The 25,650-nt window shown below is 65.9% G+C and carries 27 protein-coding genes; 11 read left to right on the forward strand and 16 right to left on the reverse strand.

Annotated elements, in window-relative coordinates:
* Positions 1-646 precede the first annotated feature (646 nt).
* The 7 genes from gatB to I6F37_RS02015 all read right to left on the reverse strand — a co-directional run bounded on the left by gatB (position 647) and on the right by I6F37_RS02015 (position 6,716).
* Entirely contained in the window at positions 647-2,125 is a 1,479-nt protein-coding gene (gene gatB, locus I6F37_RS01985; RefSeq protein ID WP_036025527.1) for an Asp-tRNA(Asn)/Glu-tRNA(Gln) amidotransferase subunit GatB, read from the reverse strand.
* On the reverse strand, positions 2,122-2,424 hold the full coding sequence (locus I6F37_RS01990; protein WP_225150128.1) for a hypothetical protein: 303 nt from the start codon (positions 2,422-2,424) through the stop codon (positions 2,122-2,124). Before I6F37_RS01990 ends, gatB begins: the two co-directional genes overlap by 4 nt.
* Positions 2,415-3,890, reverse strand: coding sequence for an Asp-tRNA(Asn)/Glu-tRNA(Gln) amidotransferase subunit GatA (gene gatA, locus I6F37_RS01995; protein WP_057029766.1), 1,476 nt, complete (start codon positions 3,888-3,890; stop codon positions 2,415-2,417). The genes I6F37_RS01990 and gatA overlap by 10 nt, the downstream gene beginning before the upstream one ends.
* Positions 3,887-4,099 carry a hypothetical protein gene (locus I6F37_RS02000; RefSeq protein ID WP_225150130.1) on the reverse strand — a complete coding sequence of 71 codons (213 nt, stop codon included), beginning with the start codon at positions 4,097-4,099 and terminating at the stop codon, positions 3,887-3,889. The genes gatA and I6F37_RS02000 overlap by 4 nt, the downstream gene beginning before the upstream one ends.
* A 14-nt stretch (positions 4,100-4,113) precedes the next feature.
* A complete protein-coding gene (gene gatC, locus I6F37_RS02005) occupies positions 4,114-4,401 on the reverse strand; it encodes an Asp-tRNA(Asn)/Glu-tRNA(Gln) amidotransferase subunit GatC (protein ID WP_036025530.1) in 288 nt (95 codons plus the stop codon).
* A gap of 76 nt (positions 4,402-4,477) precedes the next feature.
* On the reverse strand, positions 4,478-5,554 hold the full coding sequence (locus I6F37_RS02010; protein ID WP_225150131.1) for a nitronate monooxygenase family protein: 1,077 nt from the start codon (positions 5,552-5,554) through the stop codon (positions 4,478-4,480).
* A 118-nt stretch (positions 5,555-5,672) separates the two neighbouring features.
* Positions 5,673-6,716 carry a nitronate monooxygenase family protein gene (locus I6F37_RS02015; protein ID WP_225148414.1) on the reverse strand — a complete coding sequence of 348 codons (1,044 nt, stop codon included), beginning with the start codon at positions 6,714-6,716 and terminating at the stop codon, positions 5,673-5,675.
* Positions 6,717-6,813: 97 nt separating this feature from the next.
* On the opposite strand from I6F37_RS02015, the gene I6F37_RS02020 reads away from it, so the two are divergent.
* Both I6F37_RS02020 and I6F37_RS02025 read left to right on the forward strand, forming a co-directional pair.
* Positions 6,814-7,704 carry a LysR family transcriptional regulator gene (locus I6F37_RS02020; protein ID WP_036015074.1) on the forward strand — a complete coding sequence of 297 codons (891 nt, stop codon included), beginning with the start codon at positions 6,814-6,816 and terminating at the stop codon, positions 7,702-7,704.
* Between the two features lie 201 nt (positions 7,705-7,905).
* Positions 7,906-8,841, forward strand: coding sequence for a cyclase family protein (locus tag I6F37_RS02025; RefSeq protein ID WP_036015077.1), 936 nt, complete (start codon positions 7,906-7,908; stop codon positions 8,839-8,841).
* Positions 8,842-8,899: 58 nt separating this feature from the next.
* On the opposite strand, the gene I6F37_RS02030 is transcribed toward I6F37_RS02025, so the two are convergent.
* The gene (locus tag I6F37_RS02030; RefSeq protein WP_036015080.1) at positions 8,900-9,115 is read right to left on the reverse strand and encodes a hypothetical protein; all 216 of its coding nucleotides are present in this window, start codon (positions 9,113-9,115) and stop codon (positions 8,900-8,902) included.
* A gap of 47 nt (positions 9,116-9,162) precedes the next feature.
* Here I6F37_RS02030 and ruvX point away from each other — a divergent pair, with 47 nt between their 5' ends.
* Complete coding sequence (gene ruvX / locus I6F37_RS02035) at positions 9,163-9,654, forward strand: Holliday junction resolvase RuvX (RefSeq protein ID WP_036015081.1); 492 nt, start codon at positions 9,163-9,165, stop codon at positions 9,652-9,654.
* Positions 9,655-9,657: 3 nt separating this feature from the next.
* Positions 9,658-10,581, forward strand: a complete 924-nt coding sequence (locus tag I6F37_RS02040) for an AEC family transporter (RefSeq protein ID WP_036015084.1) — start codon at positions 9,658-9,660, stop codon at positions 10,579-10,581.
* 129 nt (positions 10,582-10,710) lie between these two features.
* Here I6F37_RS02040 and I6F37_RS02045 read toward each other — a convergent pair whose 3' ends face one another.
* The 4 genes from I6F37_RS02045 to I6F37_RS02060 are packed head-to-tail and all read right to left on the reverse strand — an operon-like array spanning position 10,711 to position 15,279.
* Positions 10,711-11,475, reverse strand: coding sequence for a CPBP family intramembrane glutamic endopeptidase (locus I6F37_RS02045; protein ID WP_036015087.1), 765 nt, complete (start codon positions 11,473-11,475; stop codon positions 10,711-10,713).
* Positions 11,476-11,498: 23 nt separating this feature from the next.
* Positions 11,499-13,142, reverse strand: a complete 1,644-nt coding sequence (locus I6F37_RS02050) for an acyl-CoA dehydrogenase family protein (RefSeq protein WP_225150132.1) — start codon at positions 13,140-13,142, stop codon at positions 11,499-11,501.
* Positions 13,143-13,162: 20 nt separating this feature from the next.
* Complete coding sequence (locus tag I6F37_RS02055) at positions 13,163-13,936, reverse strand: M15 family metallopeptidase (RefSeq protein WP_036015090.1); 774 nt, start codon at positions 13,934-13,936, stop codon at positions 13,163-13,165.
* Positions 13,933-15,279 carry a caspase family protein gene (locus I6F37_RS02060; RefSeq protein WP_225144638.1) on the reverse strand — a complete coding sequence of 449 codons (1,347 nt, stop codon included), beginning with the start codon at positions 15,277-15,279 and terminating at the stop codon, positions 13,933-13,935. Before I6F37_RS02060 ends, I6F37_RS02055 begins: the two co-directional genes overlap by 4 nt.
* Before the next feature lie 225 nt (positions 15,280-15,504).
* On the opposite strand from I6F37_RS02060, the gene I6F37_RS02065 reads away from it, so the two are divergent.
* The 4 genes from I6F37_RS02065 to I6F37_RS02080 all read left to right on the forward strand — a co-directional run bounded on the left by I6F37_RS02065 (position 15,505) and on the right by I6F37_RS02080 (position 19,912).
* Positions 15,505-16,452 (forward strand): aspartate carbamoyltransferase catalytic subunit, encoded by a 948-nt coding sequence (locus tag I6F37_RS02065; RefSeq protein ID WP_036015092.1) that lies wholly within the window; start codon positions 15,505-15,507, stop codon positions 16,450-16,452.
* Positions 16,453-16,457: 5 nt separating this feature from the next.
* Positions 16,458-17,759: a dihydroorotase gene (locus tag I6F37_RS02070; protein WP_036015131.1), complete on the forward strand. Its 1,302-nt coding sequence runs from the start codon at positions 16,458-16,460 to the stop codon at positions 17,757-17,759.
* Positions 17,760-17,806: 47 nt separating this feature from the next.
* Positions 17,807-18,403 carry a glycerol-3-phosphate 1-O-acyltransferase PlsY gene (gene plsY / locus I6F37_RS02075; RefSeq protein WP_036015094.1) on the forward strand — a complete coding sequence of 199 codons (597 nt, stop codon included), beginning with the start codon at positions 17,807-17,809 and terminating at the stop codon, positions 18,401-18,403.
* A 309-nt stretch (positions 18,404-18,712) separates the two neighbouring features.
* On the forward strand, positions 18,713-19,912 hold the full coding sequence (locus tag I6F37_RS02080; RefSeq protein WP_036015096.1) for a patatin-like phospholipase family protein: 1,200 nt from the start codon (positions 18,713-18,715) through the stop codon (positions 19,910-19,912).
* Here the strand turns inward: I6F37_RS02080 and I6F37_RS02085 are convergent.
* On the reverse strand, positions 19,904-21,148 hold the full coding sequence (locus tag I6F37_RS02085; protein ID WP_036015098.1) for an amidase: 1,245 nt from the start codon (positions 21,146-21,148) through the stop codon (positions 19,904-19,906). The genes I6F37_RS02080 and I6F37_RS02085 overlap by 9 nt on opposite strands.
* Before the next feature lie 91 nt (positions 21,149-21,239).
* On the opposite strand from I6F37_RS02085, the gene dprA reads away from it, so the two are divergent.
* Complete coding sequence (gene dprA / locus I6F37_RS02090) at positions 21,240-22,382, forward strand: DNA-processing protein DprA (RefSeq protein ID WP_036015100.1); 1,143 nt, start codon at positions 21,240-21,242, stop codon at positions 22,380-22,382.
* A gap of 142 nt (positions 22,383-22,524) precedes the next feature.
* Here dprA and I6F37_RS02095 read toward each other — a convergent pair whose 3' ends face one another.
* Positions 22,525-22,965, reverse strand: coding sequence for a helix-turn-helix domain-containing protein (locus I6F37_RS02095; protein ID WP_036015102.1), 441 nt, complete (start codon positions 22,963-22,965; stop codon positions 22,525-22,527).
* Positions 22,966-23,048: 83 nt separating this feature from the next.
* On the opposite strand from I6F37_RS02095, the gene I6F37_RS02100 reads away from it, so the two are divergent.
* Positions 23,049-23,657 carry an FMN-dependent NADH-azoreductase gene (locus I6F37_RS02100; protein WP_036015105.1) on the forward strand — a complete coding sequence of 203 codons (609 nt, stop codon included), beginning with the start codon at positions 23,049-23,051 and terminating at the stop codon, positions 23,655-23,657.
* Between the two features lie 61 nt (positions 23,658-23,718).
* Here I6F37_RS02100 and I6F37_RS02105 read toward each other — a convergent pair whose 3' ends face one another.
* Positions 23,719-24,492, reverse strand: a complete 774-nt coding sequence (locus I6F37_RS02105) for an SDR family oxidoreductase (RefSeq protein WP_036015133.1) — start codon at positions 24,490-24,492, stop codon at positions 23,719-23,721.
* A gap of 122 nt (positions 24,493-24,614) precedes the next feature.
* On the opposite strand from I6F37_RS02105, the gene I6F37_RS02110 reads away from it, so the two are divergent.
* Positions 24,615-25,082, forward strand: coding sequence for a helix-turn-helix domain-containing protein (locus tag I6F37_RS02110; protein WP_036015109.1), 468 nt, complete (start codon positions 24,615-24,617; stop codon positions 25,080-25,082).
* A 157-nt stretch (positions 25,083-25,239) separates the two neighbouring features.
* Here I6F37_RS02110 and I6F37_RS02115 read toward each other — a convergent pair whose 3' ends face one another.
* Positions 25,240-25,383 (reverse strand): hypothetical protein, encoded by a 144-nt coding sequence (locus I6F37_RS02115; RefSeq protein WP_225150133.1) that lies wholly within the window; start codon positions 25,381-25,383, stop codon positions 25,240-25,242.
* Positions 25,384-25,650 lie beyond the last annotated feature (267 nt).

Here is a 25,650-nt window from a genome sequence, read left to right on the forward strand (position 1 = left end):
GCGACCTTGCGGGTCTTCTTCGCAGTCTTCTTCACTGCGCTCTTCGCCTTCTTCGCCTTCTTCGCTTTCTTGGCCATGTTGCCCTCCGATGTGTGAGATGGCTTTAATCGCTGCGTGCACTCGGGGATCGAATGCACTTCATCCCGAATACACCAACACGAAGAAAAAAACAGCTTCTCACTTAAAGAAGTGTTGACGCAGCAAGGCGCCTGCGCTTGGCGGGCGCGACGCAGGCGCTTCGTACGACGTGCACTTGCGATGATGCAGAGCGCTCGCATCGCCGACGTTCGCGAACGATGCGATTGCACGAAAACACTATGCAGCAAGTATTTTTTCGCACGCGCGTATCGCGCGCGACCAACGCAGCGATGCGCATCGACAATCGTGCGGTCGCCTCGCAAAGGCGTTTCGCGGACTCTGAGTCGCGATTTTTGGCAACGAAAATATTTTCATGCTTAACGGCGCGGGCGCTCGCCGGAGCGCGTTCAAGCCGCCGTTTCGGGCGAATCGCGCGGCGGCGATTCGCCCCGCCGCATCGCCGTCGATCAGGATGAAGTTTGCCGTCGAGGATGCGCGCGAACGTCGCAGCGAGAACCGAAAGCGAGGTGACGAAACGCGTCCGTCACCTCGTTCGAATGCGTGAGGCTTAGACGCCGAGCTTGGACTTGAGCAGGTCGTTGACGCTCTGCGGGTTGGCCTTGCCGCCGGATGCCTTCATGACCTGGCCGACGAACCAGCCGAGCGATTGCGGCTTGTCCTTCACCTGCGCCGCCTTGTCGGGATTGGCCGCGATGATGTCGTCGACCACCTTTTCGATCGCAGAGAGATCCGTGACCTGCTTCATGCCGCGGCTTTCGACCAGCGCGCGGGGATCGCCACCCTCCTGCCAGACGATTTCGAACAGATCCTTGGCGATCTTGCCCGAGATCGTACCCTCGCCGATCAGGTCGATGATCGCAGCCAGTTGCCCGGCATTGACGGGCGAGGCCGTAATATCCCGGCCTTCTTTGTTGAGACGGCCGAACAGCTCGTTGATCACCCAGTTCGCCGCCATCTTGCCGTCGCGGGCGCGGTTGGCGAGCTTGTCGAGCACCGTCTCGTAGAACAGCGCGCTCTCGCGCTCGGCGACCAGCACGCTCGCATCATAGGCCGAGAGGCCGAAATCGGCGACGAAGCGCGCCTTCTTCTGGTCCGGCAGCTCCGGCAGCTTCGCCTTCAGCGCGTCGACAAAGTCCTGGCTGAACTCCAGCGGCAACAGGTCGGGGTCGGGGAAGTAGCGATAGTCGTGCGCCTCCTCCTTCGACCGCATCGAGCGCGTCTCACCCTTGTTGGGATCGAACCGGCGCGTCTCCTGCTCGATCTCGCCCCCGTCCTCCAGGATCTCAATCTGGCGCCGCGCTTCATACTCGATCGCCTGGCCGATGAAGGCGATCGAGTTCATGTTCTTGATCTCGCAGCGGGTGCCGAGCGGCGCGCCGGGCTTGCGCACGGACACGTTGACGTCGGCGCGCAGGGATCCCTTCTCCATGTCACCGTCGCAGGTGCCGAGGTAGCGCATGATCGAGCGCAGCTTGGTCACATAGGCCTTGGCCTGCTCGGCGTCGCGGATATCAGGCTTCGAGACGATCTCCATCAGCGCCACGCCAGAGCGGTTGAAATCGATGTAGGACAGTGACGGCGACCGGTCGTGCAGCATCTTGCCGGGATCCTGCTCCAGATGCAGCCGCTCGATACCGATGGTGGCCGTCTTGCCGCCGTCGAGATCGATGATCACCTCACCCTCGCCCACGATGGGCGATTTGTACTGGCTGATCTGGTAGCCCTGCGGCAGGTCCGGATAGAAATAGTTCTTGCGGTCGAACACCGAGCGCAGGTTGATCTGCGCGTTGAGGCCGAGCCCGGTCCGGACAGCCTGCCTGACGCATTCCTCGTTGATGACCGGCAGCATGCCCGGCATCGCGACGTCGACCAGCGAGACGTGGCTGTTCGGCTCGCCGCCGAAAGCGGTAGACGCGCCCGAGAACAGTTTGGCGTTCGAGGTCACCTGGGCATGGATCTCCATGCCGATGACCATCTCCCAGTCACCAGTTGAGCCCTTGAGAAGCTTGTGCGTGGCCGTGCTCATGTCCTGCTCCCGAGCAGCGTGGCAGCGATCCGCTCCCACTCCGCTTCCAATGAATCCTTTGCCGCCGGCTGGCCGGCCTGGCGGTACCAATAGCCGGCATTGCCGAGATCGCCTTCGACGCGGTGCAAATAGGCATGCACCCAGGCGGCCTCGCGGCTGCTCTCGTCCTGAACGATCTTGTGCGCGCGGTCCCAGTCGCCCTTCGCCGCCCACCACAGGCCGGCGAGCGGCGCGTTCAGGTCCGGCGCGGGCGCCGAGCCACTGATGCTCGCGATGAAATCGGCGACATTCACCACCACCTCGCGGGCGTGAAGCGGCCGGCGGCCTGCTCGATCACCTCGCCGAGCGAGAACAGCGTCTCCTCGTCGAACGGACGGCCGATCAGTTGCAGTCCGAGCGGCAGGCCCTGCGCGTCCTTGCCGGCGGGAACTGCGATGCCCGGCAGGCCCGCCATGTTCACGGTCACCGTGAAGATGTCGTTGAGATACATCTCGACCGGGTCGGCGCCGCCCTTCTCGCCGATGCCGAAGGCCGCCGACGGCGTCGCCGGGGTGAGGATGGCGTCGACGCCTTTGGCGAAGCAGTCCTCAAAATCCTTCTTGATCAGCGTGCGCACCTTCTGCGCGCGCAGGTAATAGGCATCGTAATAGCCGGCCGAGAGCACGTAAGTGCCGATCATGACGCGGCGGCGCACCTCGGCGCCAAATCCCTCCGCACGGGTGTTCTCGTAGAGCTCGATGATGTTCTTACCCTGCTCGCGCAGGCCGTAGCGCACGCCGTCATAGCGCGCCAGGTTGGACGAGGCCTCTGCCGGCGCCACGATGTAATAGGCCGGCAGCGCGTATTTGGTGTGCGGCAGCGACACCTCGACCAGCTCGGCACCGGCCGCCTTCAGCCACGCCGCGCCCTCACTCCACAGTTTCTCGATCTCGGCCGGCATGCCGTCGAGGCGATACTCCCGGGGGATGCCGATCTTCATGCCCTTCACGGACTTGCCGATCGCCGCCTCGTAGTCCGGCACGGGGATATCGACCGACGTCGTGTCCTTGGGATCGTGGCCGGCCATCGAGCGCAGCAGCATCGCGGCATCGCGTACGCTGCGCGCGATAGGGCCCGCCTGGTCGAGCGAGGAGGCAAAGGCGACGATGCCCCAACGCGAGCAGCGGCCATAGGTCGGCTTGATGCCGACGGTCGCGGTGAACGCGGCCGGCTGGCGGATCGAGCCGCCGGTATCAGTCGCGGTCGCGCCCATGCAGAGCAGCGCCGCCACGGCCGAGGCCGAGCCGCCGGACGAGCCGCCCGGCACCAGCGTGGTGTTGCTGCCCTCGCGCCGCCAGGGATTGCCGACGGGGCCGAAGCACGAGGTCTCGTTCGCCGAGCCCATCGCGAACTCGTCATTGTTGAGCTTGCCGAGCATCACCGCGCCGTCGCGCCAGAGCTGCGAGGTGACGGTGGACTCGTAGGTCGGCACGAAATTGCCGAGGATCTTCGAGCACGCCGTGGTGCGCACGCCCCTGGTCGCGAACAGGTCCTTGATGCCGAGCGGGATGCCGGCGAGCGGGCCCGCATCGCCCTTGGCGATCTTGCTGTCCGCCTCGCGCGCCATGGCGCGCGCCTGGTCCGGCGTCTCTATCACGAAGGCGTTGAGCACGCGCGCTTTCTCGATCGCGGAAAGATGCGCGTCGGTCAGCTCGAGCGACGTGAAATTTTTTGCCGCGAGGCCCTTGCGGGCCTCGGCGAGCGTCAGCGATGTCAAATCGGTCATTTATTGATCGGGCTGCAGAAGAACGGAGACAGGGTCTTGTCGTTGGCCGGGTCCTCCTTTTTGGCGGCGGCTTTCGCGGCCGCCTCGATCTCGTCGAGCACGGCATTGACGGCGACATTGGGGTCGGCAGCCTTGCCCTGCCGCTCCATCTTGTCGAGGTAGTTCATGTAGGCCTGATAGGCCTTCTCATCGTCGCAAAGCAGGCACATCGGACCTAACCTGTCTATTCAACGACCTTCGGCACCAGGAAGAAGTGACCTTCGGTCGCGGGCGCGTTGGCAACGATATCGTCGGCGATCCCGCCGTCGTCGACCACGTCCTGCCGCTTCTTCATCTGCATCGGGGTGACCGAGGTCATCGGCTCCACGCCCTCGACATTGACCTCCGAGAGCTGCTCGACGAAAGCGAGCATGGCGTTGAGCTCGCCCTGCAGATGCGGAACCTCGCCCTCGGAAACCGCAATGCGCGCCAGATGCGCGATGCGGCGGACGGTAGCGGCGTCGACGGACATTATATAAGGCCTCTTACGGCAAAACCTATGTGCCGTATAGCAGAGGCCGGTTTTGCGCCGCAACCGGCGCTTCCCCCTATCCGGCGAGGGCCTTCATGCACCCCAGCGCCGATTTGGCGAGATCCCGGGTCAATTCGGCGGCGGGAAGCTCGCGGCCCAGCGCAACGGCCTGCCCTGCCCAGAGATTGGTGAAATCCACCCTGCCCTGCTTTTCGGCAGCCGCTTTCAGCGGCCCCAGCGCCGTCGCGCCGTGGGGAAACGGCGGCGCATCCGGCGAGATCGGACCGGCCTCGCGCATCAGCCGGTTCTGCACCCCGCGCGCAGGCCGGCCGGTCATGACATTGGTGATGACGGTGGAATCGTCCCGCGCCTCGGCAAGCGCCTTGCGGCCGCCCGCGCTGAGCTTGGATTCCGGGCAGCGCAGATAGGCGCTGCCGATCTGCACGCCGGCGGCACCGAGCGCGAAGGCTGCGGCAATGCCGCGTCCGTCGGCGATGCCGCCCGCCGCGATCACCGGCACCTTCACGGCATCGACGACCTGCGGCACCAGCGCGAAGGTGCCGGGCTGCTCGGCGATCTTGTCGGTCAGGAACATGCCGCGATGGCCGCCCGCCTCGGCACCTTGCGCGATCACGGCATCGACGCCGTGTTCTTCCAGCCAGACCGCCTCCTTCACCGTCGTCGCGGACGAGATGACGAGGCAACCCGCCGCCTTGACGCGCCGCAGCAGCGCTTGCTCCGGCAGGCCGAAATGGAAGCTGACGACCTCCGGCTTCAGCTCCTCGACCACTTCGCAGAACGCTGCATCGAACGGCGCGCGGTTCGCAGCCGCGATCGGCGCGGAGGGATCGAGACCGTGCTCGGAATAGTACCCTGCGAGCCGCTGCTTCCACCGCGCCTCGGCTTCGCGCGTCAGATCGACCGGCGTATGGCAGAAGAAGTTTATGTTGACCGGCGCCTTGACGCGCTGGCGGATGAGACCAACCTGCTCGCGCGCCTTCTCCGGCGAGATCATCGCACACGGCAGCGACCCCAGCGCCCCGCCCTGCGCAGCCGCAATCACCAGCTCCGCATCCATCACGCCAGCCATCGGCGCCAGCACGATCGGAAATTCGGTCTTGAAGAGATCGATCAGTCGACGGTCAGGCCACATGATGCTTGCCTCGCATTCGCTCTTCCCTCTCCCCTTGTGGGAGAGGGTGGATCGCCGCGATAGCGGCGAGACGGGTGAGGGGTTTGCATCCGCGGAAGCAGACCTCTCAGATTTGACTTCACTCTCCGCGGAAAGAACCCCTCATCCGGCGCTGCGCGCCACCTTCTCCCACAAGGGGAGAAGGAAGAACACCTCTCGCTGAATTCCGGCGTCCTGCCAGCAACTGCTCCGCCTCCGCCGCAATCCGCTCGACGATCTCCGCCGCCGGTGGGATATCATGAATCAACCCAACCGCCTCGCCGGCGATCACGGCCGCGACATCGAAATTGCCCGCCGCCCTTGCTGCCGCATACTCGGAAGCGACTGCGGCAACATTCTGCATCAGCTCGACCTCGCGGCCGATCCAGCGCTTGGCATGATCGTTGACCAGGCACCGCCCGGTAAACGGCGCCGGCCAGACATTGTTGCGGGAGAGATCGAAGAGGATGCCGCGCACGGTCGAACCGGAGTTCGCCGCGCAGATGCGGCGCTTGGCCTCCTCCGCACCGTCGGCCTCCTGGCTGGCATAGAAGCGCGTGCCGAGCAGCACGCCGCTCGCGCCCAGCATCATCATGGCCGCGAGGCCGCGCCCATCCGCGATGCCGCCAGCCGCCACCACTGGAACGCGCCCCGCGACGAGATCGACGATGGCGGGCACGAGATCGACAGTGGTGCGCGAAGCGCCATGACCGCCCGCCTCCGTGCCTTGCGCAATCAGGATGTCAGCACCGGCATCGAGCGCCTGCCGCGCCATCGCTTCGTCCTGCACCTGGCAAATCAGGCGCGCGCCGGCGGATTTGATCTTGGGCGCGAACGGCGCGGGATCGCCGAACGACAACATGATCGCAACTGGTTTTGCAGCGAGCGCGACATCGAGAAGCTCGGGCCGCTTGGCGAGGCTCCAGGTGATGAAGCCGATCCCGAACGGTGCACTGAGGTCGGCGAGCTTCGCCGTCTCCTGCTCCAGCCAGACCCGTTCGCCATAGCCGCCGCCAAGAATGCCGAACCCGCCGGCGCGGCTCACCGCCGCGACCAGGCGGCTGCCGGCAATGACATCCATCGGCGCCAACAGGATCGGATGCTCGATTCCCAGCAGCGTGGTCAGCGACGTCGTCATCGGCATGGCTCCTCCCCGATCTGGACAGCGAGACTAGGCGCGACTAGCATTCTCGAAAATTGAATTGTTACGAACGCTGCCATCTCAAAAGCGAAACGACACCATGGAACTCAGCGATATCAAGACCTTCGCCGCCGTCGCCCGCACCGGCGGCATCACCCGCGCCGCCGAAGAGCTCAACACCGTGCAGTCGAACGTCACCCAGCGCGTGAAGGCGCTGGAGGCGGAGATCGGCACGCCGCTGTTCGAGCGGCACTCGCGCGGCATGACGCTGACCGGCGCCGGCAAGCGCCTCCTCCCCTATGCGCAAAAGATGGCGGCGTTGTCGCGCGAAGCCTTGCTCGCCGCGCGCGACGATGGCGAGCCGAAAGGACCGCTCGCGATCGGCTCGATGGAGACCACGGCAGCCGTGCGATTGCCGCCGCTGCTCGCTGATTTCCACCGCCGCTTCCCTGCCGTGCGTCTTTCCTTGCGCACCGCACCGACCGCCGACCTCGTCGCACTCGTGCTCGACGGCACGCTCGACGGCGCCTTCATCGCCGGGCCCATCGCGCATGACGACCTCACCGCGACGAGCGCGTTCGGCGAAGAGCTGGTGCTGGTCAGCGCGCGCCGCTGGGCCTCGCTCGCCGAGCTGCGCGCCGGCACGCCGGAGTCGGGTCCGACCGCGCTGGTGTTCCGCACCGGCTGCACCTATCGCCAGCGGCTCGAACAGATCTTCGTCGAATTCGGCTGGCCGTCGGCGGCACGCTTCGAGCTCGGCACGCTCGACGGCATGATCGGCTGCGTCGCCGCCGACATGGGCGTGACCCTGCTGCCGCGCGCCGTCGTGGAACGCAGCGCGATGAACGGCGCCGTCGCCGTCCACACGCTGAGCCCGTCACATGCACGTGTCGAGACACTCTTCATCCAGCGCCGCGCCGGACATCAATACAGTGCGCTGAGCGGTTTTGCCGATTGCCTGAAGAAGGACGAGGACGTCATCGCAGCATGACGGAGCGCCAACGTTCCACGCTACGAAATTCGTCACAAATCCATCGCGTTTGAATCGATTCGCGCTGCGCCCTGCCATCGCAGCGCAGCACTTCGAAAAGCTTTGAAGCCCGCGCTTCTTCTACGTTAGGATAAGTGACTGGCCAGCGCGAAACCATAAACGAAGCCAAAACATCGGCAGAAAACATCGGGAGGACTATTGATGCGCAATACGCTCGTGTTGTGCTGCGTCGCCGCGTTGTCGGCGATTTCAGGAACTTCAAGCGCACAGGACTGGACCAAATCGAAATGGGGGCCGAACGACGAGATCGGCGCCGCCAACTACATGACGCCCGAGCTCGTGGTGAAGGCGGCATCGCTGGTGAAGACCGGCAAGACCTACGCTCTGGGCATCCCCGTCACGCCGCAGACGCCCGCCTACCCGCCGCGCACCTTCAAGCTCACCATCGTGCAGCCCGGACAGGCCGGCACCCCGGGTCTCGGTCCGAACAAGGCCACTTACAACGACGACATCCTCGACAGCTGGGTCGGCATCGGCAGTCAGCTCGACGGGCTCGGCCATCTCGGCGTCGAGCACGTCTACTACAACGGCAACAAGCTGGCCGATTTCGCCGATCCCAATGGCTTGAAGAAGCTCGGCATCGAGAAGGTGCCGCCGATGGTCGCCCGCGGCGTGCTGCTCGACATGGCCGCCTATTTCAAGACCGACGTGGTGAAGGAAGGCACCGCCTTCAACGTCAAGGAGATCGAGGAAGCCGCCAAGCAGCAGAACGTCGAGATCCGCCAGGGCGATGTCGTCATCTTCCACACCGGCTGGCTCAGCCTGATCGGCAAGGACGACAAGCGCTACTCGGCCGGCGAGCCCGGCCTCGGCGTCGAAGGCGCGAAGTACCTCGCCGGCAAGGGCGTCGTCGCGGTCGGCGCCGACACCTGGGGGCTCGAGGTGTTGCCGTTCGAAGGCAAGACCGTGTTCGAGGTCCACCAGATTCTGCTCGCGATGAACGGCACCTATATCCTCGAGAACATGGACACCGCCGCGCTCGCCCGGGACAAGGGCTACGAATTCCTGTTCGTGCTGGGCCAGCCGCGCTGGACCGGCGCCGTGCAGGCCATGATCAACCCGATCGCGATCCGCTGAGCTGAAAACCGGGCGAGGAGCCGCTTGCCGCGCGGCAGGCCCCTCGCCCACCCCTCCGTCACCGCGGCCTCACCTGCCACCGCCGCAATGCCACGACGGCCCAGATCGCCTCGACCAGGCCGAACGGCCAGGCGCCTTGCAGGAAGCCATAGGCCGACCCCAGCGCGCAGGACGCCGCGAACAGCAGCACGAACCAGTGGCTGCGATCCTCCAGGGCATAGCAGACCAGCATCGCCGTCACGGCAAACAGGCCGAATAGTGTCAGTGCATCCATGGTTATCAGTTCACCCCGCAGCGCGACGCATGATATGCGCTAAAGCCATGCCGGCTCCTATCCTGCCTCTCATCGATGCTGCAACCCACTGGCCCGCGCGCGGCGCGCTGGTCGGACTCGATTTGGGCACCAAGACCATCGGTGTTGCCGTATCCGACCCGGACCGGCGGCTGGCGACCGGAGTCGAGACGATCCAGCGCAAGCAGTTCAAGCAGGATGCCGCCAGGCTGCTGGCCGTCGCCACCGAGCGCAAGGTGGTCGGCTTCGTGCTCGGCCTGCCCATCAACATGGACGGCAGCGAAGGGCCGCGCGCGCAATCGACCCGCGCCTTCGCGCGCAATCTAGCCGGATTGACCGCGCTGCCCATCGGTCTCTGGGACGAACGTCTTTCGACCGCGGCGGTCGAGCGCGAGCTGATCGGCATGGACGTCAGCCGCGCCAAGCGGGCCGAGGTGATCGACGAGCACGCCGCGATCTTCATCCTGCAAGGCGCACTCGATCGCCTTGCCAATCTTCGCACGAGCCCGGGACCGGACTGATCCATGGCCGTCGTCATCGCGGCGCTGCTGCCGGTCTTCATCCTGATCGTGCTCGGCATCGTGCTGAAGCGCAGCCTGATGCGACTCGACACGCAATGGCACGGGTTGGAGCAGCTGACCTATTTCGTGTTGTTTCCGATGCTGCTGATCCAGACCCTGGTAAAAGCCGACCTCTCCAAGGTGCCGGTCGCCGGCGTCGGCGGCGCGCTGCTGCTGTCGGCGCTGGCGATGTCGCTGTTGTGCCTCGCATTGCGCCCCGCCCTGTCGCGGCTCGGCATCGACGGCCCCGCCTTCACCTCGATCTTCCAGGGGGCGACGCGCTGGCAGACCTTCGTTGCGCTGTCGATCGCCGCCAATCTGTTCGGCGATGTCGGGCTGGCGCTCGCCTCCGTTGCGATGGTGGCGATCATCCCGCTCGTCAACGTGTTCAGCGTGTCGGTGCTCGCTCGTTACGCATCGCCGGAAAAGCAATCCGGCCGCGCCATCTTCATGACGTTGGTGCGCAATCCCTTGATCTGGGCCTGCGTCATCGGCCTTACTGTCAATGTCACCCATCTGCCGCTGCCAAGGCTCTGGCACGAGATTGCAGACGCGCTCGGCAGTTCCTCCCTCGCCATCGGCCTGCTCGTCACCGGCGCAGGACTGCATCTCGAAGGGCTCTTCCGTCCAAGCCTCGGCGCAGCCCTCGGCGTCGTGTTCAAGCTCTTGCTGATGCCCGCGCTCGCGATGGGTCTCGGTCTCTGGTTCGGGCTTTCCGGCAACAGCCTGGCGATCGTGGCGATCTGCTCGGCGGTGCCGACCTCGTCCAGCGCCTATGTCCTCGCCCGCCAGATGGGCGGCGACGCCCCGCTGCTGGCGCAGATCATTACGCTGCAGACGATCTTTGCAGCCATCACGATGCCGATCGCAATCGGGCTGGCGGCCTAGCACTCGTCAATTCGAGCGCACCTCTCTGACCTCGTCATTGCGAGGAGCTCTTGCGACGAAGCAATCCAGACTGCCGCGGCGGAGAGATTATGGATTGCTTCGCTGCGCTCGCAATGACGAAGTTGCGGCCTAGCTCCCCAGCCACATCGTCAGCACCACCGCGGTGAGATTGTTCAGCGCATGCAGCACGATCGTGAGCCACAGCGAGCCGGAGCGGTAGCGCATGTAGCCGAACCACAGGCCGATGGCAAAAACTTCGGCGAGGAAGTACATGTCGTACTGCAGATGGACGATTGTCCACACCAGCGACGACATCAGGATCGCGCCGGGTGCGCGCAGGAAGCTCGCCGACCAGCCACGATAGAGGAAGCCTCGCGCCAGAACCTCTTCCGACATCGGCGCCGCCACCGCGAATGCGGCCAGCAGCAGCAGCGCGGCGCCCTTGTCGCGGCCCGTTTTCAACAGATCGGTCATGAAGCCCGGCGTCGCCTCGCGGCCGAGGGCGCGCGACATCGTCTCCCAGAGCAGCACGATCAGGATGAGGCCGACGGCGCCGAACAGCAGCTGCTTCCAGGACGGCCAATGCAGCGCGAGATAATCGATGAACGAAGCTTTCTTGATGCGAATGGCGAGCCAGACCGCGGCCAGTGTCGTCGGCAAGCCCATGATGACCGAGAGCGCAAGCGTCTGGGGCTCGCGGCCGACGACCTGCAGCGAAGCGAGGTCCATGGGTAGACCACGCTGCGCCGCCAGCAGAAGGACGGCGCCGATCTGCCCGACGAACATCGCGGCGAAGATGAAGAGGCCCCACAGCGCCGTGCCCCAAAACTTCCAGACACGCGGTGTCGCCGGCGTCGCGGTCAACGGCGGATGATCGGGATTGAGGGAGTGCATCGGGAGGCTTTCGTTTTGGAGGCTCACGGCAGCGCCCGCTCCAGCAGCGCGCGCACGGCGGCGCTGTCGAGCTCGACCGCGCCGTACATACCGGCATGGTTCGTCGCGAGGCGGGTCGCGGCAAACAATTCGGCCTGGCGCGGCGACACGCCATTGAGCGCGGCCGTCGCGGCCAGCAATGCCAGCTTCTCGACCGCAAGCCGCGCGACGCGCTCGCCGTCGGCGCGCCGAAACGTCTTGCCGATGAAGCTGGCCGCCTCGCCCGCCCCCGGCAGCCCCTTGGTCTCGGCCGCCAGCGCTTGCAGCACCGCCGTCGCCGCCTCGCCCTCGCGCGAGAGCGCGCGGAGCACGTCGAGGCACATCACGTTGCCCGAGCCCTCCCAGATCGCGTTGACCGGCGACTCCCGATAGTGGCGCGCCAGAATGCCGTCCTCGACATAACCGTTGCCGCCGAGGCACTCCATCGCCTCAAACAGGAACGGCGGCGCGCTCTTGCAGGTCCAGTATTTGATCGCGGGCGTGAGCAGCCGCATATAGGCCGCCTCCGCCGCATCGTGCGGCGTGCGGTCGAAGGCGCGGCAGAGCCGCATCACCAGCGCCGTGCTCGCCTCCACATGCAGCGCCATGTCCGACAGCACGGCCTGCATCAGGGGCTGATCGGCCAGATGCTTCTGGAACACGCTGCGATGCCGGGCGTGGTGCAGCGCATGCGCAAGCCCCGAGCGCATCAGGCCGACGGAGGCGATCGCGCAATCCTGGCGCGTCAGCTGCACCATCTGGATGATGGTGCGGATGCCCTTGCCTTCCTCGCCGACCCTTTCGGCATAGGCGCCTGTGAATTCGACCTCGGACGAGGCATTGGAGCGGTTGCCGAGCTTGTCCTTCAGCCGCTGGAACTGAATGGCGTTGACCGATCCGTCCGGCGCGAAGCGCGGCATGAAGAAGCAGGTCAGCCCGCCTTCGGCCTGCGCCAGCACCAGGAACGCATCGCACATCGGCGCCGACATGAACCATTTGTGGCCGGTGATGCGATAGCCGTCCCCGTCGCGCACCGCACGCGTCATGTTGGCGCGCACGTCGGTGCCGCCCTGCTTCTCGGTCATGCCCATGCCGAGCGTCATGCCGCGCTTGCCCCACCACGGCGCAAAGCTCGGATCGTAGCTCTTGGTCGACAGCACCGGCATCACCCGCGCGAGCAAGTCGGGCTGTAGCGCCAGGGCCCCGACGGAAGCGCGCGTCATCGTGATCGGACAAAGGTGGCCGGTCTCGACTTGCGCAGCCATGTAGAACTTTGCGGCGCGAATGACCTCGGCACCATCGCCCGCCGGCTTGCCATCCCCAGTCCAGGTAGAATTGTGCACGCCCGCATGCGCACTGTGCGCCATCAGCTCGTGATAGGCGGGATGAAACTCGACCTGGGCGCGGCGATTGCCTTTGGCATCGAAGCTGCGCAGCTTCGGCGTGTTCTCGTTCGCAAGGCGCCCGCGATCGGCCATTGCTGCCGAGCCCCAATGCCGGCCGAACTCCGACAGTTCCCGCTCCGCCGCTGCGCCGCCATTGGACCTGACCGCCTCGACCAGCGGCCGGTCCACGGCGAAAAGATCGACGTCCTCGAACGGCGGCGACTGGTTGAAGACCTCGTGGGTCGCAAATGTGGGCTGGGTCATTTTGCGTCCTCGGCGCGGAATCAGTTCCGCCGCGGCTGGATCGGGAAATCATAGGCCGCCCCGCCTGCCCCCGGCAGCGAAAAATGCCACCACTCCTTCGAATAGTTCACAAAGCCTTGCCTGGCCATCGCAGCCACCAGCCGCTTGCGCCAGGCGCGCTGCTCCGGAGTGATCGATGGTGCCGCAGTGTGCCCCTTCGGGTCGGTACAGTCGTAGCCTGTGCCCATGTCGACGCTGCCCTCGGGCGCCCGCGCCTCGACCGGCGCCGTGCAATCCGCGTAGGTCTTGGCGGGGTCATATTTGGCGGAATTGTCCGCCTTCAGATCGACCAGCGTGAGATCGAGCGCCGCACCGGTCGAATGCTGCGAACGGCTCGCAATGTAGCCGAGGCGGAACAGCTCGGTCTTCGGGATCTTCGGATTGTAGCGCCGCTCCGACGCGGTCTCGCGGCCGTTCTGCGACCACTTGACCATGTCGAGCGAGGCCCCCGCCGGCCGGTAGCAGTCGAACATCTTGAGCGAGAGATTTTGCGCCGCCAGCTCCTGCTGCACCGCTTTCAGCCGCAGCCCCACCTCGCGCTTCACCACGCATTCGCCGGCATCGTAGCCGGCGAGCGGACGGCCGACGAAATTGTTCGACGTGGCGTAACGGATGTCCTGGATGATGCTGGGATCGATGTCGCGCAGATAGACGAAGTCGCCGGGCAAGGGCTGCGCCCGCACGGGAACGAGAAACGATAGTGCGAGCAGCACGACAAGCGCGGCGCGCGCCGCGGTTCCGGTCCTTGCGGTCATTGCACCGGATCCGAGTTGACCAGAAGCTTCGTGATCGCGGTGTCCGTATATCTGTTGCCGGCCCAGACATCGTCGATGATGAACTGCATCCAATGGGCCGACACCGGCGGCCGCAATGTCAGCAATTGCGCCGACAGCTTGTCGTCGAGAATGAAGGTCTGCGACTCGCCGCCCGAGAACAGCACGCGGATCTGGCGAACCCTGTTGTTCTTGGCGAAGATGTCGGGGCTTTTCTGGTAGCCGTTCTGCACGTGGATCGACTTGACCCGCCGCAGGGTTTCGAACTCGATGGCGATCCATTCGCCGATGCCGTTGCCGGATGCGCCTTCGACCCAGGCCGTCCCCGTCGAGGCGTCGAACAAATTCGCTGCGTCGTACGAATTGCCGAATTGCGGCTTCAGCATCGAGCTGACGCAATAGGTCTCGAAGCCGCTGCGGGCGCAGCTTTCGCCTGCCGCGGAGGGACGCGGCGGACGCATGGTGGCGCGCTCCGCGACCGCAGGCCTTGTCGGCGGCTTCACCAGCATGCCCGCCACTTTCGGCGCCCCGTTCGACGATTCCGCATTCCAGAGAAAGATGCGCCCGCCGAGCGTCTGGTCGTAATAGGCGGGCGTCTGCTCGTGCGGTGCTGCTTGTCCTCCGGCATCCGTCGCCGTCAGCGCCAGCGCCGCCACGCGCTCGCGCACCTCGACCGCGAGGTCGCCGAGATGCAGCTCGGGCCGCTTGAGCTGCTCGACGAATATCCGCGTGAACACCGAATTGTGCGCCGTATCGTTGCTGCCGAGCTGGTCGAGCGCGGTCTGGCCGATGCCTGCGGAATAGAGCGTGAAGATCCCGCGCGCGGGCCGGGCGTCAGCAAGCCCCCGCGTGTTCCCGATCGAACGGCCGGCGGCGCGCGGAAACGGATTGTCACGGCAGGCATCGATGACGACGAAGGCGACCCGCACTGCCTTGGCCTGAAGCTCCGCGATCACGTCGGGCTCGGCGATCGAGGCCCCGCGCACCCGCGCCTCGGCGCCCTCGTTCACGGTGGGAACGTCGCTCGGCACGAGGTAGTTCACGCCTGCGATCGCAACGCCGTGTCCGGCATAGAAAACGGCGGCGGTATCGCCCGGCTCGAGCCGCGACGTGAAATCCGCAAGCCGGTCGATCATGCCCTGGCGGCCAAGATTGGTCCCGAGCACGATGTCGAACCCGAGCGACCTCAGCGCGTCGGCGACGGTCGTTGCGTCATTGGCGGCCTTCTTCAATTGCCGGTCGGCCGGCAGGTTCGGATAGAGATCGTTGCCGATCACGAGTGCGACGCGTTTTTCGGCCCAAGCCGGTGTCGCAAGGCCAGCCATGCACGCGGTCGCGAGCGCAGCAACATTGCGCGCCAGTCGATTAAAATACCGCGTGCCCGTCATGATCCAGCCCGTGACGCAACCAATGTTGCGAGTCTAGCGCAAAGCGGCTGCCCCGAACACCGGCTGGCGGCGCCGCCTCCGCCGCAAAGCGCCGTGGATAAGTCCGGCGGCGGGATTTGAAGCTTGCTCCCCCCGCCGTCCGCCCCTATAGCTCTGCTTTTAATGACATCGAAATCGACCTTCGTCCTCGGCCACCGGCATTTGCTGGGCATCGAGGGCCTTTCCGCGGCCGACATCAGCGGCCTCCTCGACCTGTCCGAAGAATATGTCGAGCTCAACCGCCAGGTTGACAAGAAGCGCACCGTCCTGCGCGGACGGACGCAGGTGAACCTGTTCTTCGAGGCCTCCACCCGGACCCAATCCTCGTTCGAGCTTGCGGGAAAGCGGCTGGGCGCCGACGTCATGAACATGTCGGTCGCCTCCTCGTCCATCAAGAAGGGCGAGACACTGATCGACACCGCGATGACGCTCAATGCGATGCACCCGGACATCCTGGTGATGCGCCATCACGCCTCCGGCGCCGTGGAACTGCTGGCCCGCAAGGTCGACGGTTCCGTGATCAATGCCGGCGACGGCGCGCACGAGCATCCGACCCAGGCGCTGCTCGACGCGCTCACCATCCGCCGCAACAAGGGTCGGATCGAGGGGCTCGTGGTCGCGATCTGCGGCGACGTGATGCATTCGCGCGTCGCCCGCTCCAACATCATCCTGCTTAACACCATGGGCGCCCGCGTCCGCGTCGTCGGGCCCTCCACGCTGCTGCCGCCGGGCATCGAGCGCATGGGCGTCGAGGTCGCGCGCGACATGCGCGAGGGTCTCAACGGCGCCGACATCGTCATGATGCTGCGGCTGCAGCGCGAGCGCATGAACGGCTCCTTCGTGCCCTCGTCGAGCGAATACTTCCACTATTTCGGGCTCGACCAGAAGAAGCTCGCTTACGCCAAGCCGGACGCGCTCGTGATGCATCCCGGCCCCATGAACCGCGGCGTCGAAATCGACACGGCCGTCGCCGACGGTGCGCAATCCCTGATCCGCGAGCAGGTGGAGATGGGCGTCGCCGTGCGCATGGCGGTGCTGGAAGCGCTCGCCCGTAACCTGCCGAACGCGTGATGCCGATGCTGACCGATCGCCGCCCCATCCTGCTGGCCAATGCCCGCGTCGTCGATCCCTCCAGGGATTTCGACGGCGTCGGCGACGTCCTGATCGCGGACGGCAGCATCCGCGAGACCCGCCGCGGCATCGGCGCGGCCGGCGTCCCCGAGGGCACCGACATCGTCAATTGCTCCGGCAAGATCGTCGCACCCGGCCTGATCGACATGCGCGCCTTCGTCGGCGAACCCGGCTTCAGCCACCGCGAGACCTTTGCCACCGCGAGCCAGGCGGCCGCGACCGGCGGCATCACCACCATCATCTGCCAGCCCGACACCTCGCCGGTGATCGACAATTCGGCAACGGTCGACTTCGTGATGCGCCGCGCCCGCGACACCGCGATCGTCAACATCCAGCCGATGGCCGCCCTCACCAAGGGCATGCACGGCCAGGAGATGACCGAGTTCGGCCTGCTCAAAGCCGCTGGCGCCGTCGCCTTCAGCGATGGCGCCAGAAGCGTGACCAATGCGCAGGTGATGCGCCGCGCGCTGACCTATGCGCGCGATTTCGACGCGCTGATCGTGCATTACACCGAGGACCCCGATCTTGTCGGCGAAGGCGTGATGAATGAGGGCGAGTTTGCCTCGCGGCTCGGCCTGATGGGCATCCCGAATGCCGCCGAAGCCGTGATGCTGGAGCGCGATCTGCGCCTCGTCGCCCTCACCGGCGGCCGCTACCACGCGGCGTCGCTGACCTGCATCGATTCCCTCGACATCCTTCAGCGCGCGCGCGATGCCGGGCTCGCCGTCAGCGCCTCGGTCTCGATCAATCATCTGGCGCTGAACGAGAACGACATCGGTCCTTACCGTTCGTTCCTGAAGCTGTCGCCGCCGCTGCGCACCGAGGACGACCGCCGCGCCCTGGTGGCGGCGATCGGCTCCGGTCTGCTCGATGTCATCATGTCCGACCACAATCCGCAGGACGTCGAGGGCAAGCGCCTGCCGTTCGCGGAAGCCGCGCCCGGCGCCGTCGGGCTCGAGACCATGCTGCCGGCCGGCCTGCGGCTGGTGCACAATGGCGAGATCGAGCTGAAGACGCTGATCCGCGCCATGTCGACCCGCCCGGCCGAGCTACTCGGCCTGTCGGGCGGAACCCTGCGCGCCGGCAGCCCCGCGGATGTCATCGTGATCGACCCCGACGTGCCCTGGGTGGTCGATCCCGCCGACCTCAAGTCGCCTTGCAAGAACACCCCGTTCGACGAGGCCCGCTTTACAGGCCGGGTGGTGCGCACCATTGTCGGCGGACGAACGGTATATGAGCATGTCTGACGTGCGGCTTCGTTCGACGTGGAGAATGGGCCTTTGGAGATGCCGCCATGGCACTTGAACCGTTTCTGCCGGTGGCTTTCGTCATCGGCTATCTCCTCGGCTCGATTCCGTTCGGGCTGATCCTGACCAGGCTCGCGGGCACCCAGGATATCCGCTCGATCGGCTCCGGCAGCATCGGCGCCACCAACGTGCTGCGCACCGGACGCAAGAGCCTCGCCGCGGGAACCCTGCTGTTCGACGCGCTCAAGGGCACCGTGGCGGTGGTGATCGCCGGCTACATCGCAGGCCCCTACGCCGCAATGGTAGCCGGGCTCGGCGCTTTCCTCGGCCACCTCTTCCCGGTCTGGCTGAAGTTCAAAGGCGGCAAGGGCGTCGCGGTGTATATCGGCATCCTGCTGGGGCTGTTCTGGCCGGGCGCCGTCGTGTTCTGCCTGCTCTGGCTGGCGACCGCCTTCACCACCCGCTATTCCTCGCTCTCGGCGCTGGTGGCGGCGTTCATCACACCGATGTTCCTCTGGTGGTTCGGTCATCTCGCATTGTCGGCGCTCGCCGCCGTGCTGACCCTGCTGTTGTTCTACGCGCATCGCGAGAACATCAAGCGCCTGCAAGCGGGCAAGGAAAGCCGGATCGGCGAGAAGGCCTAGAGCATGATCCGGAAAAGTGCGAAGCGGTTTTCCGAAAAGATCATGCTCAAACAATAACCTAAAGCGTGATGACGATTCCTAATCGCATCGCGCTTAGAGCGTTTTCGAGCGAATCGGATTCCGGTTCGCGTCGCGACAACGCCTCAAACAAGAATTTGAGGTCGGAAAAAGTACGGATACCGCCGCACCCCTTCCGCATTATATGCCAAATCCTGTTCGCAATTCTCCTGCGAGTCACGGCAGGCTGTAGCGAACTGGTTCCATGCCTGTCATCCTGATACGGGAAACGGCGTTAGGCGGTTGCTCAGAATGAGCGAGAAGATTGTCGGCGTGAATGACGGGATCGGCTCGCTCGGTGCTTCCGGCACTGCAGCAAGCCGGCTGCTCTCGGCGACCAATATCTGGTCCGACGCGCCGCTGCCCGCGCCCGCTGCACGGCCAGCGCCGCAGCCGGAGCCTGCAGTCAAGCCTGACGCTCCGCTCGATGTCGCCGTCGCCAAGGCTGCACCGGTCGCGCCCGCGCGGGCGCGTTCCGAGCAATGGCCGCCGCGAAAGCTTTCGCTGGCGCTGCAGGGCGGCGGCACCTTTGCGGCCTTCACCTGGGGCGTGCTGGAGCGCCTGCTCGAAGAGACCTCCATCGAGATCGACACCGTCAGCGGCGCCAGCGCCGGCGCCATCAATGCGCTGCTCCTCGCTTGCGGCCTGGCCGAAGGCGGCCGTGAAGGCGCACGCTCCCGGCTGAACCGGTTCTGGGTCCGGCTGATGCACGAGGCCTCGTTCCGCTCACTGATGCTGATCGGCGGCTTTTCGCCGGCGGGAAGCTCGGTCGCGTTCGGCCCGACCCTGCGCTCCGGGCAGTTCGATCCGTTCGATCTCGATCCGCTGCGGCAGGCGGTCTCCCGCGACATCAATTTTTCCGTCCTGCGCCATGCGCGGTGCCCAAAACTGCTGATCGCGGCGACGCGGATCCGCGACGGGCAGCAGCAGATTTTCGGCAACGAGGCCATCACCGCCGACGTCGCGCTGGCCTCGACCTGTCCTCCGCTGGTCCATTGTGCGGTCGAGATCGATGGCGAGGCCTATTGGGACGGCGGCTTCGGCGGCAATCCGCCGCTGCTGCGCCTGGTGCAGGACACGGCGGCAACGGATCTGCTGCTGGTCCAGGTCACGCCGACGCGCGACAGCTATGTGCCGATCACGCTCGCCGCGATCGACCGCCGGCTCGACCAGATCGCGGCGAACGCCGCGCTCAATGCCGAGATCTCCGCGATCGAATGGGCGCAGTCGCACATGGCCTCTCCGCTGCGGCTCACCAGGATCGCGGCGGAAGACTCCCTTGACGGCCTGGCGCAGCGCTCATCCACCGATCTCGGCCGCGGCTTCATTCGCCTGCTGCACCGGAGTGGCCGCGCAGCCGCCGAGCAATGGCTCGGGCAAGGTGCAGGAGCCGGCGCAGCGCCCTCAGCGCCCGCTCAGGCCCTCGCTCCTTCCGAACCTGTGCTAGCCTGATTTCGCCAGCGCGTCCTCCAGGAACCAAGCCGCCGCGAGCGCCAGCGGATCGTTGCCGAAGCGTGCGATCACCTGCACGCCAACAGGCAGGCCACCGACCTTGAGCACCGGCACGTTGACGCAAGGATTGCCCATCAGCGTCCACAGCCGGTTGTAGCGGGGATCGCCGGTGGTCGCGAGCTCCTTGGCCGGCGCGGTGCCGGGCGCGGAATAGGTCAGCAGCACGTCGAAGCCTTCGAACAATTCACTGAGCTCGCGGCGGCCGCGACGGCTGATGCGGCGCGCCTCGTCATAGTCTTTCGGCGTCAGCCCGACCGTCGCATCGAGACTGGTGCGCAGCATCGGCGCGATCTCGTCGTGACGTTCCGAAAATTCCCAGGCGAGCGCGCGATGCGCCTCATAGTCCTGGATGATCGGGTGGATGCGCCAGGCCTCCTGCACCGCCTTGGGCAGATCGATGGTCTGCACGCTGGCACCGACGCGCATAGCCGCCTTGATCGCAGCCTGCAGTCCCTCTTCAGCCGCCGGCTCCACGGCGCCTGCGAACTCCTGCCTGACCACGCCGATGCGCGGCGACTTCGCCGGGCTGATGCCGGAGAATTCCGTGCGCCCCGTCATCGCCAGGAGACCGCGCGCAAGATCCTCCGCGCGCGCGCCGAACAGGCCGACCGTGTCGAGCGCCCACGAATAGCACTTGACGCCGACGGTCGGCAGCATCCGGAACGACGGCTTGATCGCCGCCGTCCCGCAATAGGCCGCCGGCCGGATGACCGAGCCGCCGGTCTGAGTACCCAGCGCCAGCGGGATCATGCCGGCGCCGACGGCCGCCGCCGAGCCCGAGGACGAGCCGCCCGGCGAATGCGCCGTATTGTGCGGATTGCGCGTCGGCGTCGGATCGCGCGAGGCGAATGCGGTGGTCGTGGTCTTGCCGATGATGGTGGCCCCGGCCCGCTTCAGCATCATCACCACAGGCGCATCGCTGCGCGGCTGCCAACCGCGGTAGATCTCCGAGCCCATCTCGGTCGGCATGTCAGCGGTGTCGATGATGTCCTTGATGCCGACGGCAATGCCGCGCAGCGGGCCCGCGGCTTGCGCCCTCGCGGATTTATCGTGCCGGACGAAAGCCTGAACGTCCTTCTCCTTGGCTTCGATCGCCGCATGCGACTGGGCGATGGCGGCGTCGGGCGAAAGCTCCCCCGCTTCAATGCGGCGCTGGAGGTCGGCGAGTGAGATCATGACAACATCCTTCTTATTGGCATCGCTTTTAGCATCGCAGCAAGGTCGTGCAAGCGCACGTCCCTGTTGCGCAACGCCCTCAGGTTGTTCCATGCTGTCGCTGCAAGGAGACACCGTGGACGCCATCAACAGAAGCGTGGAGCTGACCGAGGCCGAGCGGATCGACTGCCTGCGGCTGATCCGTTCCGACAATGTCGGGCCGCGCACCTTCCGCTCGCTGGTCGATCATTTCGGCAGCCCGCGCGCCGCGCTGGAGCGGCTGCCCGATCTCGCCCGCCGCGGCGGCGCGGCGCGATCGGCGCGCATCTGCAGCGCGGATGAAGCAAAGGCCGAGCTCGCCGCGAGCCGCAAGTTCGGCATCGCCTGGCGCGCGCCCGGCGAGGACGGCTATCCGGCGCAGCTGGCGATGATCGACGATGCGCCGCCGCTGCTCGCGGTGCGCGGCGACACCAAATCCCTGATGCGGCCGATGATCGCGATCGTCGGCTCACGCAACGCCTCCGGCGCCGGCCTCAAATTTGCCGGCCAGCTCGCGCGCGAGCTCGGCGAAGCCGGCTTCGTGGTCATCTCCGGGCTCGCCCGCGGCGTCGACCAGGCCGCGCATCGCACCAGCGTCGAGAGCGGCACGATCGCGGTGCTCGCCGGCGGCCACGACTGCATCTATCCGCCCGAGCATGGCGACCTGCTCGCCGCGATCCTCGACCACGCCGGCGCTGCGATCTCCGAAATGCCGCTCGGCCATGAGCCGCGCGCCCGCGACTTTCCCCGGCGCAACCGATTGATCTCGGGCGCTTCGCTCGGCGTCGTCGTGGTCGAGGCGGCGCACCGCTCGGGCTCGCTGATCACGGCACGCATGGCGGCCGAACAGGGCCGCGAAGTGTTCGCCGTCCCGGGCTCGCCGCTCGATCCGCGCGCCGCCGGCACCAACGACCTGATCAAGCAGGGCGCAACGCTCGTCACGGAAGCTGCCGACATCGTCAACGCGGTTCAGCCGATCATGGAGCGGCCGCTGATGCATCCCGCGGGCGAGCCCGACAGCGAGCCGTTCGAGAGCGATCCGCAAAGCCATGATCGCGACCAGATCACCGGCCTGCTCGGCCCGGCCCCTGTTACGATCGACGACCTCGTCCGGATGTCCGGCGCGTCGCCCGCGATCGTGCGCACCGTGCTGCTGGAGCTCGAGCTCGCCGGCAAGCTCGAACGCCACGGCGGCGGGATGGTGTCGCTGGTTTAGCCTCCCCAGGTGTCATTCCGGGGCGCGACGAAGTCGCGAGCCCGGAATCCATTCATCCACTTGATCTGTGGCCAAATGGATTCCGAGCTCCCTCGCTTCGCTCAGGCCCCGGAATGACGGGATGAACTATCGAGGCGCAACGCTAGCCGTCGTTGCGCTGGTCGAACTTCGTGCGCGCGGCCTCGATCTGATCCAGATGGTCCTTCGCCCATTTGCCGAGCGCCTCGACGGGGCGCGACAGGCCGCGGCCGAGATCGGTCAGCTCATAGTCCACCCGCGGCGGGATGGTCGGAAAGATCGTGCGCGTAACGAGGCCGTCGCGCTCGAGGCCGCGCAGCGTCAGGGTCAACATCCGCTGCGAGATGCCGTTGATCATGCGCTTGAGCTCGTTGAAGCGCTTTGGCCCGTCGCTCAGCATCATGATGACGAACACGCTCCATTTGTCGCCGACGCGGGACAGCACGGAGGCGACCCCACGGCAATCCGCATGGTTGGGATCCGGCATGGGCCTGGTATCCAGTCTCGGATTTGGCCGCAGCATTGCGGGCAATTCGGTGTGCGCAGGTTTCAATGATGTGCCCATGGCTCAAAAAAGTGCGTTCTTGCGGGGATTTCGATAGTCACACATGTAGCGCTGGTTACAAACTTATACCAGGGTGACCCCACATGAAACTCCTCCATGTCGACTCCAGCGTGCTCGGCCCCCACTCCGTCAGCCGGCAGGTTTCCGCCGCCATCGTCGACCGGCTCCGGCAGGCGGCGCCCTCGCTTCAAGTCGTCTACCGCGACCTGACCCAGACTCCGCTCGCCCACCTCTCCGCCTCGCATCTGGCGGCCGCGCAAGGCGCCCCCGCGCCGGCGGAACTCGGGCCCGACCTTGCCGCAAGCGCGGCGGCGCTGGAGGAGTTCCTGGCCGCCGACATCGTCGTGATCGGCGCGCCCATGTACAATTTCACCATTCCGAGCCAGCTCAAGGCCTGGATCGACCGTATCCTGGTGGCGGGGAAGACTTTTAGGTACGGCGCGGCCGGGCCGGAGGGACTCGCCGGCAGCAAACGCGTGATCGTGGCCATCTCGCGCGGCGGCCACTACGGCGCAGAGACGCCTTACGCAGCCGGCGAGCATCTCGAAACCTACCTGCGCTGGGTGTTCGGCTTCATGGGTATCACCAGCGTCGAATTCATCCCGGCCGACGGTATCCAACTCGGGCCGGAGCACCGCGAGAAGGCGATCGCTGGTGCGCTCCAATCGGCAACAAGCCTGAGCGCAGCCTAGCCGTGGCTAACACTTCGGGCGCAACGCGAATGTTGCGCCCGAGCAAATTCGCTTGATTTGATCAGCCGCGATAGATCGGCGCGCCGCTCGGCGAGGCCACCGCGCCGCCATCGACGAAAATCTCCTGGCCCTGCACATGCGCGGAATCGTCGGAGGCGAGGAACAGCACCGTCTTCGCCACGTGATCCGTTTCACCGAGGCGGCCGAGCGGCGTCATCAGCCCGATCCGCTTCTCGAACGCCTTCTCGGCTTCCGGCGTCGCGGTCGCAGGCCCCCAGATCGGGGTGCGGATCGCACCCGGCGCGACCACGTTGACGCGGATGCCGCGCGGCGACAGTTCTGAAGCCATGATCCGCGCCATCGCCCGCACGCCGGCCTTCGCCGCGCCATAGGCCGAGTAGCCGGGAATGCCGAGCACCGAGATCACCGAGCCGTTGAGGATGATCGAGGAATTGTCGTTGAGATGGGGCAACGCGGATTGAACGGTGAAGAACACGCCTGTCAGATTGGTGCTGATCACCTTCTCGAACACCTCTGGTGTCGCCGATCCCAGCGGAGTGCCGCCGGCGATGCCGGCATTGGCGAACACGATGTCGAACCTGCCGAACTTCTCCGCGCCCTGCTTGATTGCAGCTTCCGTCGCCGCGATGTCCGTCGCGTCGGCTGGCAGCGCGAGCGCGTTCGGCCCGAGCTCCTTGGCGGCCGCCGCCAGCGTCTCCTTGTTGCGCCCGGTGATCACCACCTTGGCGCCTTCGGCCACGAACAGTTTTGCCGTTGCCAGCCCGATGCCGCTATTGCCGCCGGTGATCAGCGCCGTCTTGTCCTTCAGTCTCACGCTCGCCTCCAGTAGTTGCATGATGAAACTTGATTGCCATCTAGGCCAGCCGGTTTTATAATGCAACCACACAAGCGCGTGATCGGCGCTGGAGCCGTGCGAACGCGATAGGACGAGCGAGAATGGTGAAACGGACGAGCTTTGCCGGCGATGCCTGCCCGATCGCGCGGTCGCTGGAGGCGCTCGGCGACTGGTGGTCGCTCTTGATCATCCGCGAGGCGCTGTTCGGCGTCCGCCGCTTCGGCGAGTTTCAGAACAAGCTCGGCATGGCCAAGAACATCCTGGCGGCGCGGCTACGATCGCTGGTCGACCATGGCATTTTGGAAACCGCCCCCGCCTCCGACGGCAGTGCCTATCAGGAATATGTGCTGACGCCGAAGGGCCGCGGCACTTTCCCGATCCTGGTCGCGCTGCGGCAGTGGAGCGAGGAGTTCGACGACCGTCCCGAGGAGATTGCGACGATGCTGGTCGATCGCGAGAAGGGCCGTCCGGTGAAGAAGCTGGAAATGCGCGCCGAGGATGGCCGCCTGCTCACGCCGGCGGAGACCACGCTGAAGCCACGACCGTCGTCGCGACGTCGGTCGGCGTGATTGTGGCGCACCGCCCCACGACGTCATTGCGAGGAGCCCTTGCGACGAAGCAATCCAGAATCCCACCGCGGCAAGACTCTGGATTGCTTCGCTTCGCTCGCAATGACGGGGGAGAGAGCGGCGCTCAAGTCTCTCACGATCACCGGGGAGCCCACTCTCACGACAGCTTGCGCTTGGTCCGTAGCCGCAGGTGCTCGTCGGCCTCGAGCTTGGTCATGCCTAAGAGATAATGCAGCACGTCCAGCTTGTGGCGCTCGGCCAGCTTGCGTAAGGCCCCGGTCTGCTCGGCGATGAAGGCCACGGCCTCATCCGCACCGCCCTCCCCCGGTTCCTCGTGACGCGTGCCCCCCGCCGCACCGGATCCGGCGCGCGCCCGCTTTTTTCCTGGCCTGGTCACCAGTACCCCACCCGAATCCATGCCCCGACAGGACATTACGCCCACATCAACCGCAACTCCAAGGTGGTATTCTGCAACTATTTCGATATGAAACTTTTCCCATTGCGGCGCCTTTCAACACCCCACGAATTGACAGGGGGCCGCTCACCACCCATGTTCGGGTCGAAACGG

The sequence above is a fragment of the Bradyrhizobium sp. NBAIM08 genome (assembly GCF_020193935.1).
GTDB classification, from domain to species: Bacteria; Pseudomonadota; Alphaproteobacteria; order Rhizobiales; family Xanthobacteraceae; genus Bradyrhizobium; species Bradyrhizobium yuanmingense.